12 protein-coding genes are annotated in these 15,776 nt (G+C 62.5%); 5 read left to right on the top strand and 7 right to left on the bottom strand.

Annotated elements, in window-relative coordinates:
- The first annotated feature begins 3 nt into the window (after positions 1-3).
- From OSW16_RS25885 to OSW16_RS25870, 4 genes are all read left to right on the top strand, one after another.
- A complete protein-coding gene (locus tag OSW16_RS25885) occupies positions 4-1,680 on the top strand; it encodes an aryl-sulfate sulfotransferase (protein WP_267819517.1) in 1,677 nt (558 codons plus the stop codon).
- A gap of 264 nt (positions 1,681-1,944) precedes the next feature.
- Positions 1,945-3,387: an NADP-dependent succinate-semialdehyde dehydrogenase gene (gene gabD / locus OSW16_RS25880; RefSeq protein ID WP_267819515.1), complete on the top strand. Its 1,443-nt coding sequence runs from the start codon at positions 1,945-1,947 to the stop codon at positions 3,385-3,387.
- A 178-nt stretch (positions 3,388-3,565) separates the two neighbouring features.
- Positions 3,566-4,843, top strand: coding sequence for a 4-aminobutyrate--2-oxoglutarate transaminase (gabT, locus tag OSW16_RS25875; RefSeq protein ID WP_039601890.1), 1,278 nt, complete (start codon positions 3,566-3,568; stop codon positions 4,841-4,843).
- Between the two features lie 137 nt (positions 4,844-4,980).
- Complete coding sequence (locus OSW16_RS25870) at positions 4,981-6,240, top strand: response regulator (protein WP_267819513.1); 1,260 nt, start codon at positions 4,981-4,983, stop codon at positions 6,238-6,240.
- 36 nt (positions 6,241-6,276) lie between these two features.
- Here the strand turns inward: OSW16_RS25870 and OSW16_RS25865 are convergent, their stop codons facing one another.
- Entirely contained in the window at positions 6,277-7,263 is a 987-nt protein-coding gene (locus tag OSW16_RS25865; protein ID WP_267824130.1) for a GGDEF domain-containing protein, read from the bottom strand.
- Between the two features lie 141 nt (positions 7,264-7,404).
- Positions 7,405-8,589: a delta-9 fatty acid desaturase DesA gene (gene desA, locus OSW16_RS25860; RefSeq protein WP_267819511.1), complete on the bottom strand. Its 1,185-nt coding sequence runs from the start codon at positions 8,587-8,589 to the stop codon at positions 7,405-7,407.
- A 146-nt stretch (positions 8,590-8,735) separates the two neighbouring features.
- Between desA and dibA the strand changes: the two genes are divergently transcribed.
- Positions 8,736-10,631, top strand: a complete 1,896-nt coding sequence (gene dibA / locus OSW16_RS25855) for a phosphodiesterase DibA (protein WP_267819509.1) — start codon at positions 8,736-8,738, stop codon at positions 10,629-10,631.
- A gap of 24 nt (positions 10,632-10,655) precedes the next feature.
- Here the strand turns inward: dibA and OSW16_RS25850 are convergent, their stop codons facing one another.
- From OSW16_RS25850 to OSW16_RS25830, 5 genes are read right to left on the bottom strand one after another with little or no spacing between them, the layout of a single operon-like run.
- A complete protein-coding gene (locus tag OSW16_RS25850; RefSeq protein WP_267819507.1) occupies positions 10,656-11,300 on the bottom strand; it encodes a methionine ABC transporter permease in 645 nt (214 codons plus the stop codon).
- On the bottom strand, positions 11,290-12,399 hold the full coding sequence (locus tag OSW16_RS25845) for a methionine ABC transporter ATP-binding protein (RefSeq protein WP_267819505.1): 1,110 nt from the start codon (positions 12,397-12,399) through the stop codon (positions 11,290-11,292). The genes OSW16_RS25850 and OSW16_RS25845 overlap by 11 nt, the downstream gene beginning before the upstream one ends.
- A gap of 1 nt (position 12,400) precedes the next feature.
- On the bottom strand, positions 12,401-13,201 hold the full coding sequence (locus tag OSW16_RS25840) for a MetQ/NlpA family ABC transporter substrate-binding protein (RefSeq protein WP_267819503.1): 801 nt from the start codon (positions 13,199-13,201) through the stop codon (positions 12,401-12,403).
- Positions 13,194-14,585, bottom strand: coding sequence for an LLM class flavin-dependent oxidoreductase (locus tag OSW16_RS25835; protein WP_267819501.1), 1,392 nt, complete (start codon positions 14,583-14,585; stop codon positions 13,194-13,196). The genes OSW16_RS25840 and OSW16_RS25835 overlap by 8 nt, the downstream gene beginning before the upstream one ends.
- Positions 14,585-15,766 (bottom strand): SfnB family sulfur acquisition oxidoreductase, encoded by a 1,182-nt coding sequence (locus tag OSW16_RS25830; RefSeq protein WP_267819499.1) that lies wholly within the window; start codon positions 15,764-15,766, stop codon positions 14,585-14,587. Before OSW16_RS25830 ends, OSW16_RS25835 begins: the two co-directional genes overlap by 1 nt.
- Positions 15,767-15,776: the final 10 nt, after the last annotated feature.

Raw genomic sequence — 15,776 nt, 5'->3', positions numbered from 1 at the left:
TGCATGAACGCCAAGACCGAAACCCACGCACTGCCCGAGGGCGCCTGCCTGACTGCCACGGTGCCGCAGCGTGATGAAGCGCTGCTCGGCGATGTGGTGGTCAACCCGTATCGCCTGGCGCCGTTGACCGCAATCGTCCGCGATGGCGGGCGCACCCTGACCGCTGCCCATGTTCGCGTGCTGGGCCGCGGTGAACGTGGTGTGGATATCGCCTATGAGGTGTCCGACCGTTCGCTGTGGACCTACGGGGGCATCCCCGTGTTCGGGTTGTACCCTGACCATGTGAACCAGGTGGAAGTAACCTACAAGCTCGACGGTGAGCGTATTCGTGAGCGCTATCAGATCTACGCCCCGGCAGTGCGCTTGCCGGTAGTGGCCAAGCAGACCGCCGCACTGCCCGAAGTCGAGCCAGTCAAAGTTGCCCCCGGTTTTGCGAACCGTCTTTACCTGTTCAACCACTTGCTCGGTGACATTCCCGGTGGCCGCGCCTTCAAGTGGAATGGCCTGGGTGGTGCCGCCGAGTGGGACCAGGTTGGCAACAACTGGATCGCCGACAGCAACGGCGATGTGCGTTGGTATCTGGACATCGAACAAATCCACGATTCCAACCGCCGCGACGGCCTGGGCGGCACCATGGGCTTCCAGCAGACCCGCGACGGCAAGCTGATCTGGGGCCAAGGCCAGACCTACTCCAAGTACGACCTGCTGGGCCGGCGCATCTGGCAGCGCAGCTTGCCGGACAAGTTCGCTGACTTCTCCCACGAAATCCGCGAAACGGCCAACGGCACCTACCTGCTGCGTGTCGGTACCAGCGATTACCGCCGGCCTGATGGCAAACGGGTGCGCTCGATCCGCGACCACATCATCGAGGTCAATGAAGCCGGGGATGTCCTGGAATTCTGGGACCTCAACCAGATTCTCGACCCTTACCGCGGCGACCTGCTGGAGACGTTGGGCAAGGCCGCCATTCAATTGCCCGAAGGGGTACAGAAGCAGGACGACCGCCTGGCCAATGAATTGGCTGAAGGGGACCTGCCGTTCGGTGACACCCCGGGGGTGGGCACAGGGCGCAACTGGGCGCACGTCAATGCCATCGACTACGATGCCGATGACGACAGCATCATCGTTTCAGCGCGCCATCAGGGCGTGGTGAAGATCGGCCGTGACAAGGCGGTGAAGTGGATTCTGGCTTCGCCGCAGGGCTGGCCGCAGCGGCTGCAGGATAAGGTGCTCAAGCCTGTTGGCAGTGAGGCCTTCGATTGGTCGTGGACCCAGCACACTGCCTGGCTGACCGGCAAAGGCACGTTGACGGTATTCGACAATGGCTGGGGGCGTGATTTTGCGCCGACAAAGCTTACCGGCAACTACAGCCGTGCGGTGGAGTACAGAATCGACGAAGCCAAGGGCACCGTCGAGCAGGTGTGGGAGTACGGCAAAGAGCGGGGCGACGAGTGGTACAGCCCGGTGACGTCGGTGGTCGCTTACCGTCCTGAAACCGATACCCAGTTCATCTATTCGGCATCGGTTGATTTCCTCACCCCCGAGAAGCTCACCACTACGGTGCTCAACGAGGTGCGCCGCGGTAGTCAGGAGGTACTGGTGGAGCTGAAGGTGCATAGCCGTCAGCCGGGCAGCGTCGGGTACCGCGCACTGGTGATCGACCTGGCCAAGGCTTTCTGATCATTCCCCTCGGGAGGGCCGTCGGTCCTCCCTTCACATTTCTTTCAGTTCATTCGTCTAACCTGTATTGGCTTTGGCGACGCCAAGGCCGGTTCGCTGAACCATTCATCCAGATCGAGCGCCGGCCTGTTCAACCATTCGTTCTTTTTTTCGAACAGGCTATTGTCCTATACCCCAGCAGCCGCTTAGCATTCGTTTGAGATTTCAAACGCTCGATGCCCTGCCTTGGGCGCTTTTCAACAATCAACAATTCGGGAAGCCGACATGCAGCTCAAAGACGCTCAGTTGTTCCGCCAGCAAGCCTTCATCAATGGTGAATGGCTGGATGCGGACAGCGGCCAGACCATCAATGTGACCAACCCGGCCACAGGTGAAGTCATCGGTACCGTGCCGAAGATGGGCACTGCGGAAACCCGCCGCGCCATCGAAGCTGCCGACAAGGCCCTGCCGGCCTGGCGTGCTCTGACCGCCAAAGAGCGCTCGAACAAGCTGCGCCGCTGGTTCGAACTGATGATCGAGAACCAGGACGACCTGGCTCGTCTGATGACCACCGAACAAGGCAAGCCACTGGCCGAAGCCAAAGGCGAAATCGCTTACGCAGCCTCGTTCATCGAGTGGTTCGCCGAAGAAGCCAAGCGCGTTTACGGGGATACCATCCCGGGCCACCAGCCTGACAAGCGCCTGATCGTCATCAAGCAGCCGATCGGTGTCACCGCGGCCATCACCCCGTGGAACTTCCCGGCGGCGATGATCACCCGTAAAGCCGGCCCGGCCCTGGCCGCTGGCTGCACCATGGTGCTCAAGCCTGCTTCGCAAACCCCTTACTCTGCCCTGGCCCTGGTCGAGCTGGCTACCCGTGCCGGCATCCCGGCTGGTGTGCTGAGCGTGGTGACCGGCAGCGCTGGCGAAGTCGGCGGCGAGCTGACCGGCAACTCCCTGGTGCGCAAACTGTCCTTCACCGGCTCGACCGAAATCGGTCGCCAGCTGATGGAAGAATGTGCCAAGGACATCAAGAAGGTTTCCCTGGAGCTGGGTGGCAACGCCCCGTTCATCGTGTTCGACGATGCCGACCTGGACAAGGCGGTAGAGGGCGCGATCATCTCCAAATACCGCAACAACGGCCAGACCTGCGTTTGCGCCAACCGTATCTACGTGCAGGACGGCGTCTACGATGCCTTCGCCGAGAAGCTCAAGGCCGCTGTGGCCAAGCTGAAGATCGGTAACGGCCTGGACGACGGCACCACCACTGGCCCGCTGATCGATGGCAAGGCCGTCGCCAAGGTTCAGGAGCACATCGCGGACGCCGTCTCCAAAGGCGCCAAGGTGCTGTCCGGTGGCAAGCTGATCGAAGGCAACTTCTTCGAGCCGACCATCCTGGTCGACGTGCCGAAGACCGCTGCCGTCGCCAAGGAAGAGACCTTCGGCCCGCTGGCGCCGCTGTTCCGCTTCAAGGACGAGGCCGAAGTCATCGCCATGTCCAACGACACCGAGTTCGGCCTGGCCTCGTACTTCTATGCCCGCGACATGAGCCGTGTGTTCCGTGTTGCCGAAGCGCTGGAATACGGCATGGTGGGTATCAACACCGGCCTGATCTCCAACGAAGTCGCGCCGTTTGGCGGTATCAAGGCTTCGGGCCTGGGCCGTGAAGGTTCCAAGTACGGTATCGAGGACTACCTCGAAATCAAGTACCTGTGCATCAGCGTCTGATGCGCTGAAGGCTTTACCTCTGCCAGCGGGGCGCGAGAGCGACGTCTCGCTGGCTTTTTTGACATCGCAGCACCTGGTGGCCAGGGCGTTCACGGCAGTCGATCAACGAATACTGTTCGCGAGCACTCCCAGCCACCCCCGAATAAAAGCGCCGCTGATCGGCGCAAATGAGGGCATTATGAGCAAGACCAACGAATCCTTGATGCAACGTCGTGTAGCCGCCGTCCCGCGTGGCGTAGGCCAGATCCACCCGATCTTCGTCGAAAGCGCGAAGAACTCGACCGTGATCGACGTTGAAGGCCGCGAACTGATCGACTTCGCTGGCGGCATCGCAGTCCTGAACACCGGCCATCTGCACCCTAAAGTGGTTGCCGCTGTTCAAGAGCAGCTGACCAAAGTCAGCCACACCTGCTTCCAGGTACTGGCTTACGAGCCTTACGTAGAGCTGTGCGAGAAGATCAACAAACTGGTCCCAGGTGACTTCGACAAGAAGACCCTGCTGGTTTCCACCGGCTCCGAAGCCGTTGAGAACGCCGTGAAAATCGCCCGTGCCGCCACTGGCCGTGCTGGCGTGATCGCCTTCACCGGCGGCTACCACGGCCGCACCATGATGACCTTGGGCCTGACCGGCAAGGTTGTACCGTACTCCGCTGGCATGGGCCTGATGCCGGGCGGCATCTTCCGCGCCCTGTTCCCGAGCGAACTGCACGGTGTCAGCGTTGACGACGCCATCGCTTCGGTCGAGCGCATCTTCAAGAACGACGCCGAGCCGCGCGACATCGCCGCGATCATCCTCGAGCCGGTACAGGGCGAAGGCGGCTTCCTGCCAGCGCCTAAAGAGCTGATGAAGCGCCTGCGGGCCCTGTGCGACCAGCACGGTATTCTGCTGATCGCCGACGAAGTACAGACTGGCGCTGGCCGTACCGGCACCTTCTTCGCCATGGAACAGATGGGCGTAGCGCCGGACCTGACCACCTTCGCCAAATCCATTGCTGGCGGCTTCCCGCTGGCCGGTGTTTGCGGCAAGGCCGAGATCATGGACGCCATCGCTCCGGGCGGCCTGGGCGGTACTTACGCCGGTTCGCCGATCGCCTGCGCCGCGGCTCTGGCCGTCATCCAGGTGTTCGAGGAAGAGAAGCTGCTGGACCGCAGCAAGGCAGTAGGTGAGCACCTGACCACCGGCCTGCGCAAGATCCAGGAAAAGCACCCGATCATTGGCGATGTCCGTGGTCTGGGTTCGATGATCGCTGTGGAAGTCTTCGAAAAAGGCACCCACACCCCGAACGCCGCCGCCGTTGCTCAAGTGGTTGCCAAAGCGCGCGACAAGGGCCTGATCCTGCTGTCCTGCGGCACCTACGGCAACGTCCTGCGTATCCTGGTTCCGCTGACCGCCGAAGATGAGCTGCTCGACAAGGGCCTGGCCATCATCGAAGAGTGCTTCGCTGAACTGGCCTGATGTGACAGGCTTCATAAAAAAACCCGCCTAGGCGGGTTTTTTTTGTGCCTAACAAAGGGCTGTGGCGCTATGGTTGTCACAGGACTTGCCTTGGAAGCTGCAACGGATTGCGTGTCAGGGATATTCAGGAGTTGGCCATGAGCGCTGCAGACCCCACCCCACCTTGCGTACTGATTGCCGAAGGCGACCCTTGGGTGCGCGACATGCTGCGTGAGATGTTGCTCAGCGTGCGTTGTGATGCCCGGCTGCAGGTATGCGCCGATGGCTCCCAGGCGCTCACGGCATTGGCCAGCAAGCCTGACCTGATCATCGCCGCCCGTGAGCTTGCAGGTGTCGATGGCCTGGACCTGTTGCGCAAGGTGCGCGCCAAGGGGCCGGGGTTGCCGTTCATTCTCATGAGCAACCGCAGTGACAGTGCCAGCGTGCGTGAGGCGCTGCCGCTGCACCCCACGGCTTACCTGAGCAAGCCACTGAACATGGACAACCTGCGCAAGCGTCTGGAAGAGCTGCTGCTTGAAGTGGGTGAGCAAATTGCCTGCCCCGTGCCGCCGTTGCAGCCTGGGGCAAGCCTGCCGGCCTTCCTTGAGCAGCGCCGCGCCACCGCCGATGGCGGGCCGCTGTTCGCGGATGTGCAGGTGGCGATCAAGCGCGCGCTGAACCCTCAGGGGCTGGACCTCAAGGTGCTCGAAGAGGAGGTGCGCAACGACCCGCAGGTGACTGCCGTACTGATCGCTGCCGCCAACAGTGCTGCCCTGCACCGCGATGCACCGGTGCAGACCTTGCTACAAGCCCTGCACAAGCTTGGCAGCACGCAGAGCATGAACCTGATCCTGGGCCTGGCCCTCAAACGCAGCGCCCGCCTGACCGATCCACTGCTGGCGCAGCAGGCGGCGCATTTCTGGAACTTGTCGCTGCATACCGCCGAATACGCGCGTTCGCTGGCGCGCATGCTCGAACTCGACGAAGAGCTGTGTTACTGCGCCGGGCTGTTGCACTGCCTGGGTGACCTTGCGGTGCTGCGCTGCCTGCAGGAATGGCGGCTGGCCGGTGGGGAACTGCACGATGGCCTGGTGCAGGCGTCACTGAGCGACTTCGGCGCAGCGTTCGGCTCGGCACTGCGAACCCGCTGGCGCTTGCCGCTGGGCCTGCGCGAGCTGATCGCGGCAATCTATCAGTTGGGTGGTTGGGTTTATTCTCGGGAGATCCTGGCCATGAACCTCGCCGGGCAACTGGCGCGACTGCCGGCGAGCCAAGAGTTGGAGAGGGTTGCCGAGAGCAAGACCGCGCGCTTGCTCAAGGTTGGGTTGGCGCAGTTGAGCCGGTTGCGCAAGGTGGAGAATCCAGAGGTAAAACCGCCGGAGCAAGAGCCGCCTGTGGCTGAGGAGAGGGGTACGTAACTGAGTTTTTGGGTGCCGCTGTGCGCACCCAAGGGTTCAGCCCCGCACGATCTGGTTCTTTCCCTGCCGCTTGGCCCGGTACATCGCCGCATCAGCCCGGGCGAAGAGGCTGTCCAGTGAGTCATCCTCTTCCGTGAGCCCGGTCAGCCCCTGGCTTACCGTCACGCCATACACCTGCTCGCCATGGCTGAAGCTCAGCCGCTGAATCTCGCGCTGCAGGCGCTCGGCGATCTGCTCGGCGACCTGCGCATTGCAGCCAGGGAACACCGCAGCAAACTCCTCGCCACCAATACGCCCGAACAGGTCGCCGCGGCGCAGCACCGCCTTGCCGCTGTCGGCAATGCGTTGCAGCACCTGATCGCCCTCCTGATGGCCATAGTTGTCGTTGATCTGCTTGAAATCGTCGATATCCAGCAGCAGGAATGCCAGGGGTGTGCCGTCTTCGCGTGCGTTGTCGAAGGCTTGGCCTGCACATTCGAAAAAGTGCCGGCGGTTGCTGCTTTGGGTCAGCACGTCGGTGGTAGCCAGGCGATGCAGTTCGCCTTCAAGCTGCTTCTTTTCGGTGATGTCCTCGGCAATGCCGACGATGATCACCCGCTCACCTTCATGCTGCTGGTTGATGTAGCACTTGTCACTCAGCCAGCGCACTTGGCCGTTTGCGTTGAGGATGCGGTATTCGCGGTCTTCAACCGCGCCTTTGATCAGCACCTGGGCCAGGCTGCGCTCGGCGTACTCCAGGTCATCGGGGTAGATGCTATCGCGCCACTCGTTGAAGTCGGCCAACACCAGGCTGGTAGGCCGGCCGAAAATGCGTTCGTAGGCGGGGCTGACGTAGAGCACCTGGCGTGTTTCCCAGTCGAACGCCCAGAGCACCGCATTGACGCTGTCGAGCAACGAGCTGAAGAGCTGTTCACGTTCGCTCAGGCGAGCCACTTCGCCTTGGGCATGCAGCAAGGCCAGCAGAGTTTGGGCTGCCTCGGGAGCTGAATTGCCGGGCAACGTTGGATGGATGTTCTTGGCCATGTGCACGGAGTGGCTCTCGACGGGTAAGCGTGCGGCCACAGACCGGCCCGCCACGCGGGCGATGTGCCGGGTTTGAGTGGTTTTTCAGAGGGGAAGTTCCAGCAAGCACGCCCCGTTGCAGGGCGTGCCGATCAACGGTGGTCAGGCGCCGTGCGGGCGCAGGGAGTAGGTTTTCAATTGCGCTGCAAATTCGTGCAGTGCATGAATGCCACTGGCCTCCGCCTCGTGTACCCAGTCTTTCATGGCGGCGAGCATGTCGTGGCCGTTGGCGCTGGTACGGGCCCAGATCTGCTGCAAGGCCAAACGCTTTTCATAGATGGTCTTGAGTGCCTGGCTCTGCGCCAGCAGGGACTCGATACGCACATGGTGACGCTCTTCGAGCAGGCTGGGCTCCCGCGATAGCAGGCGTTTGGCCCGGCGGAAGCGATGGCGTACCGAGGCGTCGACCTTGGCCAGTTCCTGCTTGACCAGGGGGCCGATCACCAGCTTGCGGTATTGGGCCATGATCTGGAAGCGGTTGTTGAGGATGGCCATGGTGGTGTCCATGTCCAGGTTGGCCTTGCCCTCGACGCGGTGGGCGATGGGGGCCACTCGTTGCACTTTGGCCAGGCGCAGCAGGCACAACAGGCGTATCCAGGCCCAGCCCATGTCGAACTCCCAGCGCTTGACCGACAGCTTGGCCGAGTTGGGGTAGGTGTGGTGGTTGTTGTGCAGTTCTTCGCCACCGATGACGATGCCCCATGGCACCAGGTTGGTCGCCGCGTCACGGCACTCGAAGTTGCGGTAGCCCACCGCATGGCCCAAGCCGTTGACCACCCCCGCTGCCCAGAACGGAATCCACATCATCTGCACCGCCCAGATGGTGATGCCGATGGTGCCGAACAGCAGCAGGTCGAGCACTGCCAGCAGGGCGATACCGCCATGTTTGTAGCGTGAGTAGAGGTTGCGCTCGATCCAGTCATCCGGGCAATTTTTGCCATAGATCCGCAGGGTTTCGGGGTTGAGCGCTTCTTCCCGGTAGAGTTCGGCGCCCTTGCGCAGCACCGTGCCCAGGCCTTTGTGCACCGGGCTGTGCGGGTCGTCCGGGGTTTCGCACTTGGCGTGGTGCTTGCGGTGAACGGCTGTCCACTCGCGGGTGTTCTGCGCCGTGGTCAGCCACAGCCAGAAGCGGAAGAAGTGCTTGAGCGCGCCATTGAGCTCCAGGGCACGGTGGGCCGAGTAGCGGTGCAGGTAGATGGTGACACTGATGATGGTCACGTGAGTCATCAGCAGGGTAACGCCAACCAGTTGCCAGGCCGACAAGTCGAGCAGACCGTAATACCACATAGGTGTAAAAGCCCTCGAAGAAACAGGGAAAGGCCTGATTATCCCTTGGTAGGGAAATAAAACCAGTCACCCTTTCAGATAGGACGTCACTGCATGTTTCTGCCTCTATAATGCCCCATCATTTTTCATGGACTTTTGTTGCCGACATGTCTGTTTCCGTTCGCGACGCCTTGCGCATGGCCGCGCTGTATCTGGTGCTCTCGATCCTCTGGCTGGTGCTGTCAGAGGTGGTTTTGCGCAGTATGTCTGAAGATCCTCTGGCCTTGGCCGTAGGGCGGCAGATCAATGTTGTCCTTTGGGTGCTGGCCAGCGCGGCGCTGATTTTCTTCACCCGGGCCCGTCTGCTCAATTTCATCGGTGTCGGCGCCCGTCTTCGCAGCGAGGACCGCGCCCGTCTGCGTATGGCCGCAGCCGTGTTCGACTGTACCCTGGAGGGCGTACTGGTCACCGACCGCCAGGGGCTGATCGTGCACGTCAACCGCGCGTTCATGCGGATCACCGGCTACCAGCAGGAAGAAGTACTCGGCCAGCGCCCGAGCAAGTTCAAGTCGGGCCGGCACGGCGTGCCGTTCTATCAGCAGATTTATGCCACCCTGGCAGAGAAGGGCGAGTGGAGCGGGGAGATATGGAACCGGCGCAAGAGTGGTGAAATCTACCCGCAATGGCAGACGATCCGTGCCATTCACGACGATGACGGCGAGCTGACCCATTATGTCGCGGTATTCAGCGACATCAGCGCAATCAAGCATACCGAGCAGGAATTGGCCTACCTGGCCCACCACGACCCCCTTACCGGCTTGCCCAACCGTTTGCTGTTCAACGACCGGGCCGAGCAGGCACTGGCTTCGGCACAGGCCAACAAGCGTGGATGTGCGTTGTTGCTGCTTGATCTGGACCACTTCCAGAGCATCAACGATGGGCTAGGCCACACCATCGGTGATCAGCTGCTCAAGCTGGTAGGCGAGCGTCTGGCCGAGGTGGTTGGCAATGGTGTGACCTTGGCGCGCCTGGGCGGTGACGAGTTCGGTGTGCTGGCGGAGAACTGCCAGCAGGTCGGCCAGGCCGGCAAACTGGCACAGGCCCTCATCGAACGCATGCGCGAACCGTTCGAGTTCGATGGGCATCGGCTGTTCATCAGCGTCAGCGTTGGTATCAGCCTGTTCCCCAGTGATGCGTTGAGCGCCGAACAGCTGCTGCGCAACGCCGACTCGGCGCTGTACAAGGCCAAGCACAATGGCCGCGCCTGTTACGCGCTGTACACCGAAGAGCTGACGGCGCACGCCCAGCACCGTGTGGAAACGGCAGGCGAACTGCGCCGCGCGCTGGCCCAAGACGAGCTGCGGGTGTTCTACCAGCCGGTGTTCGACCTGTTCACGTCGAAGATGGTTGGGGTGGAGGCGCTGGTGCGTTGGCAGCACCCGCAACGTGGCTTGGTGCCGCCAAGCGAATTCATTCCTATCGCCGAGCGCACTGGGCTGATTGCCGACATCGACGCCTGGGTGATGCGCGAGGCGTGCCGGCAGATGGTCAGTTGGCAGGCTGACGGGCGCCTGCTCGAGTTCGTTGCAGTCAACATTTCCAGCCGGCTGTTCGGCCAGCGTGAGCTTTACCGGCAAGTGGCCGGTGTGTTGCACGAGACCGGCCTGGATCCGTCGCTACTGGAGGTGGAGGTGACCGAGAGTGCCGTCATGGAAGACCCCGAAGTCGCGCTGGAGCAACTGCACCGGTTGCGTGAGCTGGGCTTGAACCTGGCAATCGACGACTTTGGCACCGGCTATTCGTCGTTGCTGCGGCTCAAGCGCCTGCCAGTGCAGAAGCTGAAGATCGACCAGGGCTTCGTCGCCGGCTTGCCGATGGATGACGATGACGTCGCCATCGTGCGGGTGGTCATCGCCCTGGCGCGGAGCATGGGCATGCAGGTGCACGCCGAAGGCATCGAGCAGGCGGAGCAAGCCAGGTTCCTGCTCGAGCAGCAGTGCCAGTTGGGGCAGGGCTACTGGTTCGGGCGGCCCGTGCCGGCTGAGGGTTTGCGCTGGCACTGAGCCGGGCGCGAAGCGGTCCTTGCTTCAGCGCTTGTTCAACCCTTTCGCCAAACTGTCCCCACCCACTTGAATCACCGCCACCAGCGCCACCAGCATGGCAATCACCGTCAGCATGATCTGGCTGTCGAAGCGTTGGTACCCATACCGGTAGGCAATATCCCCCAACCCACCTGCACCGATCGCCCCAGCCATGGCGGAGGAGTTGATCAGCGTCACCAAGGTAATGGTGAAACCGCCGACGATCCCTGGCAGTGCCTCGGGCAGCAATACATGCCAGATGATGTGCCAACGTCGACACCCCATGGCCTGGGCCGCTTCCACCAAGCCGTGGTCCACTTCGCGAAGGCTGACTTCGGCAATCCGCGCGAAAAACGGCGTGGCGGCGATGGTCAGCGGCACCACGGCGGCCCACACACCATAAGTGGTACCGACCAGCAGGCGGGTGAACGGGATCAGCGCGACCATCAGGATCAGAAACGGGATTGAACGGAACAGGTTGACGAAGGCGCCCAGCACTCGGTTCAGCAGGTGCGCCTCGAAAATGCCGCCTTTATCACTGGTCACCAGCAGCACGGCCATCGGCACGCCCACCAGCAGGGCGATAAAAGACGACACGCCGACCATCAGCAGGGTGTCGAGCAACCCTTCGAGCAAGCGGTCAAACCACATGGCCCAATACCTCCACATCTTCGGCCCAGCGGCGGGCATGTTCGAGCAAGTGGTGGGTGTCGTGCGGGGAGCCGTGTACCGACAGGATCAGTTGCCCAAGGGCATGCTCGCCGATTGTTTCGATCCCACCCTGCAGCAGGCGCACACGCCCACCCAGGTCGCTGAACAAGTCGGACAGCGCCGGCTCGCCAAGCACCGTGAGCTTGAGCACGACGGCGGCGTTGCGACTTGCCGGGCTGGCTTGCAGGCTCGCCTGCAAAGCTGCAGGCAGCTTGGCCTGCAAGGGCGCGAGCAAGGTGCGGGTGACTTCATGGCGGGGTGTGCCAAATACTCGCCAGACTTCACCCTGTTCGATAATTTCACCGCGTTCGAGCACCACCACGCGCTGGCAGATATCGCGGATGACGGCCATTTCGTGGGTAATCAGCACCACTGTGAGGCCCAGGCGCTGGTTGATGTCGCGCAGCAGCTCGAGGATAGATGCCGTGGTCTCTGGGTCCAGCGCCGACGTGGCCTCGTCGCACAAGAGGATTTCGGGGTCATGTACCAAAGCCCGGGCGATGCCCACACGCTGCTTTTGCCCACCCGACAGCTGTGCCGGATACATGTGATGTTTTTCCTGCAGGCCCACCAGTTCGAGCAGCGCACGGACCTTGTGCTGGCGTTCGGTCTTGGCCACGCCAGCCACCTTCAGCGGCAGCTCGACGTTCTGCCATACGGTTTTGGCCGACATCAGATTGAAATGCTGAAAGATCATGCCGATCCGGCGGCGCAGCGCTACCAGGCGGTCTTCGTCGAACGCAGCGATGTCGACCTGATCGATCAGTACGCGGCCTTGGCTGGGCTGTTCCAGCCGGTTGATGGTGCGCAACAGTGACGATTTACCTGCGCCGCTGCGGCCGATGATGCCGAAGATCTCGCCACGGCGAATATTCAGGTCGATGCCCTGCAACGCCGGCTGCTGCTGGCCCGGATAGGTCTTGCCAAGGCCGATGAAGCGTACATGCGCGTCATTGACTTCCTGGCGCAAAGGCTGCTCCCGCGCAGGTGGCGGCGCGGGTTGAAGGGAGGGCGCCCTGAGGGCGCTGGCCTGACTCATTTCAGCCTTCCCAGCCGGCTTGGTAGAGGTTGCCGTGGGCTTTGTTCAGTGCTGCACGCACGGCAGGTGAATGCTGGTAGATGTCGACGAACTTGGCCAGGCGCGGATCGTCCTTGCTCTGTGGGCGTATGACGAACTGAATCACGTACTCCTTGTTCTCCAGGCCGTCGAACAGCAGCGCCGAGGTGGCATCGAAGGTGTTGGCCAGGCGAATGTAGGCCGGGTAGCCCTGCACCAGGTCGGCGTCGTCGTAGGCGCGTACCAGTTGTACGGCTTCGACTTGCAGGATTTTCAGCTTCTTGGGGTTGGCGACGATGTCGTCCTCGGTCGCTTTGTAGCCCACACCCGGTTTGAGCGTGATCAGCCCGGCCTTGGCGAGCAACTGCAGCCCTCGGCCACTGTTGATCGGGTCATTGGCGATGGCGACGCTGGCACCTTCGGGCAGCTCAGCAAAGCTTTTGTAGTGCTTTGAATAGAGCCCGACGTTGTTGATGATGCCGGGAGCGAAGGGCACCAGGTTGAAACCGGCTGCGGCCTTGGCGTTTTCCAGGAAGGGGATGTGCTGGAAGTAGTTCACGTCGATGTCGCCGCTGTTCAGGCTGACATTGGGCGCAATCCAGTCGCTGAATTCGATCAGCTTCACCTCCAGGCCTTGCTTGTGCGCTTCTTCCACTGCCGCCTCCAGCGGTATGGCGAAGGCAGACGTGGTGCCGATCTTCAGCGGTTCGGCAGCGCAGGCACCTGCGCTCAGGCTGAAGGACAGGGCAATGGCCGCGACGGGCCGGAACAGTTTCTCAAGCATGGTGCGCAACTCCAGTCGTGGCAGGGGTAGAGGTGTGGCGATAGGTAGCGCCTGGATGGTCGGCGGGCAGGTGCGGGTGATCGCTCTGGAACAGCTTCTCGCGCAGGGTGCCTTCGGCGTAGGCGGTTTTGTAGCGGCCGCGCTGTTGCAGGTGCGGGACCACCAGGTCGATGAAGTCCTCATAGCTTTCCGGGGTGACGGTGCGGGTCAGGTTGAAGCCGTCCAGGCCCGTTTCGTCGACCCAGGCGATCAGCTGTTCGGCCACAGCTTCTGGGGCACCGACCAAGGTCACGTAGCGCCCGCCCAGGGCGTGCTGTTCCAGCAGGCGGCGGCGGGTCCAGGCGTTTTCCTGCAATTGACGGGTGGCCGACTGAATAGCGTTGCCCGTGCTGGCGCCAATCGGCTCATCCAGCTCATAGGCGGCAAAGTCGATACCGGTCGAGGCGGCGAAGTGGGCCACACCCGCTTCCGGACTGGCATAGCGCAGGTATTCGGCGTACTTGGCCTGCGCCTGCTGCTCGGTGGGCGCGACGATCACCGTAATGCCCATGAACACCTTCACCCCCTGGGGGTCGCGGCCGGCAGCCTGTGCTGCGGCGCGTACCTTGTCGACCTGGGCACGGGTGGCAGCCTTGTCCTGGCCGCTGATGAACACGCATTCAGCATGGTTACCGGCGAAGGCCAGACCGCGGGGTGAACTGCCCGCCTGGAACAATACCGGGGTGCGCTGTGGCGAGGGCTCGCACAGGTGGTAGCCCTCGACCTTATAGAACTCGCCGTGGTGATGGATCTTGCGTACCTTTTCGGGGTCGGCATACACCCGTCGCGCGCGGTCTTCGACCACCGCATCGTCGGCCCAGCTGCCTTCGAGGAGTTTGTACAGCACTTGCAGATACTCATCGGCCTGGTCGTACCGGCGATCGTGCTGCGGCTGCTGCTCCAGGCCCATGGCGCGGGCGGCGCTGTCGAGGTAACCGGTGACAATATTCCAGCCAACCCGGCCATTACTCAGGTGATCGAGCGTGGACAGGCGCCGCGCAAAAAGGTATGGCGCCTCGTAAGTCAGGTTGGCGGTAAGGCCGAAGCCAAGATTTTGGGTGACGGCGGCCATGGCCGAAACCAGCAGCAGCGGGTCGTTGACCGGTAACTGGATCGATTCCTTCAGTGTCACGTCCAGCGACTTGCCGTAGATGTCGTAGGTGCCGACGATATCGGCGATGAACAGGCCATCGAACAGCCCACGCTCCAGCAGGCGCGCCAGGTCTGTCCAGTAGCTGATGGACGTGTATTGGTTCGAGGTGTCCCGTGGATGCGTCCACAAGCCGTGGTTGATATGCCCGATGCAATTCATGTTGAAGGCATTGAGCAGGATCTGCCTGGCCATCAGATGGTCCCCCGGCGCGGTGGGTTTTCATCATTGAGGTAGTAGTTGCCGATGGCGTGGTACTTCCAGCGCACCGGGTCGTGCAGGGTGTGCACGCGGGCGTTGCGCCAGTGGCGGTCGAGGTTGTGTTCGGCCAGGGTGGCCTGGCTGCCGGCCAGCTCGAACAACGTGGTGCCTGCCGCGAGGGCTATTTCGGTGCTCAGCGCACGGGCTTGTGCAACGGCGATGGAGGCAGCGGCGACGGTGTCGGTGGTGCTGTCGGCCTGGGCGCGGTCGAGGAATTCGCCGGCGCGCTCGAGCAAGGCCTCGGCGGCGTGCAAACGGATGGCAAGGTGGCCGAAGCTCTTTAGCGTCAGCGGATCTTCGCAGGCCTTCTCTTGGCCGGAGTCGACCCACGGCCGGCTGCGTGTGCGCACGAAGTGCAGGGCATCCTCATAAGCGGCGCGCGCGATCCCGGTGTCGATGGCGGCGTGAAGAATCTGCGCCAGCGGGCCGACCGGAGTAGGGCGCTCGAAGGCCGACTGGAAGGGCACCACGTCTTCAGCGCGGACCAGCACGTTGTCGAACACCACCGAGCCACTGCCTGTGGTGCGTTGGCCGAACCCGCTCCAGTCGTCGATCACTTGCAATCCTTGGCTGTCGGCCGGGACGAAGGCCAACTGCTGCACGCCGTGATCATCGATCACCGACGTCGGTATGCGCTGTGCGTAGAGGGCCCCCGTTGCGTAAAACTTGCGGCCGTTGATGCGGTAGCCGTCGCCTTCGCGGGACAGGCGGGTGGTTCGGTCATGGGCGGTCTTGGTGCCCAGCTCTGCCAGGGCGTTGCCCAAGCGTTGACCGGCCAGGACTTCGGCGTAGAGGCGTTGCTGTTGGTGCGGGCTGCCGTTCACTCGCAGTACTTCCAGGGCGTAGAAGTGGTTCTGAGGGATCTGCCCGAGTGAGGCGTCGGCCTGGGCGATGCGAGCGATGACGTTGGCCAGGGTGACGTTGGAAACACCGGCGCCGCCGAATGCCTTGGGTACGCTGATGGCCCACAGGCCGGATTGGCTGAACAGGTCCAGCTCTGCGTGTGGCAGGCGGCGCTCACGGTCGCGCAATGCGCTGTCGCGGCGTAGTTGCTGAGCGACGTGTTCGGCAACGGCCAGGGCTTGGCTGTCGCTGGTGATAACGGATGTTGTCATGGTGTGCTCC

It is taken from the genome of Pseudomonas putida (assembly GCF_026625125.1).
GTDB classification, from domain to species: Bacteria; Pseudomonadota; Gammaproteobacteria; order Pseudomonadales; family Pseudomonadaceae; genus Aquipseudomonas; species Aquipseudomonas putida_X.
This window is presented reverse-complemented; position numbering and strand designations above follow the sequence as displayed.

What these genes read in the sequence shown, in the direction of transcription:
- OSW16_RS25885 (WP_267819517.1), top strand. Translation starts at nt 4, where the DNA reads ATGAACGCCAAGACCGAAACCCACGCACTGCCCGAGGGCGCCTGCCTG.
- gabD (WP_267819515.1), top strand. Translation starts at nt 1,945, where the DNA reads ATGCAGCTCAAAGACGCTCAGTTGTTCCGCCAGCAAGCCTTCATCAAT.
- gabT (WP_039601890.1), top strand. Translation starts at nt 3,566, where the DNA reads ATGAGCAAGACCAACGAATCCTTGATGCAACGTCGTGTAGCCGCCGTC.
- OSW16_RS25870 (WP_267819513.1), top strand. Translation starts at nt 4,981, where the DNA reads ATGAGCGCTGCAGACCCCACCCCACCTTGCGTACTGATTGCCGAAGGC.
- OSW16_RS25865 (WP_267824130.1), bottom strand. Translation starts at nt 7,263, where the DNA reads ATGGCCAAGAACATCCATCCAACGTTGCCCGGCAATTCAGCTCCCGAG.
- desA (WP_267819511.1), bottom strand. Translation starts at nt 8,589, where the DNA reads ATGTGGTATTACGGTCTGCTCGACTTGTCGGCCTGGCAACTGGTTGGC.
- dibA (WP_267819509.1), top strand. Translation starts at nt 8,736, where the DNA reads ATGTCTGTTTCCGTTCGCGACGCCTTGCGCATGGCCGCGCTGTATCTG.
- OSW16_RS25850 (WP_267819507.1), bottom strand. Translation starts at nt 11,300, where the DNA reads ATGTGGTTTGACCGCTTGCTCGAAGGGTTGCTCGACACCCTGCTGATG.
- OSW16_RS25845 (WP_267819505.1), bottom strand. Translation starts at nt 12,399, where the DNA reads ATGAGTCAGGCCAGCGCCCTCAGGGCGCCCTCCCTTCAACCCGCGCCG.
- OSW16_RS25840 (WP_267819503.1), bottom strand. Translation starts at nt 13,201, where the DNA reads ATGCTTGAGAAACTGTTCCGGCCCGTCGCGGCCATTGCCCTGTCCTTC.
- OSW16_RS25835 (WP_267819501.1), bottom strand. Translation starts at nt 14,585, where the DNA reads ATGGCCAGGCAGATCCTGCTCAATGCCTTCAACATGAATTGCATCGGG.
- OSW16_RS25830 (WP_267819499.1), bottom strand. Translation starts at nt 15,766, where the DNA reads ATGACAACATCCGTTATCACCAGCGACAGCCAAGCCCTGGCCGTTGCC.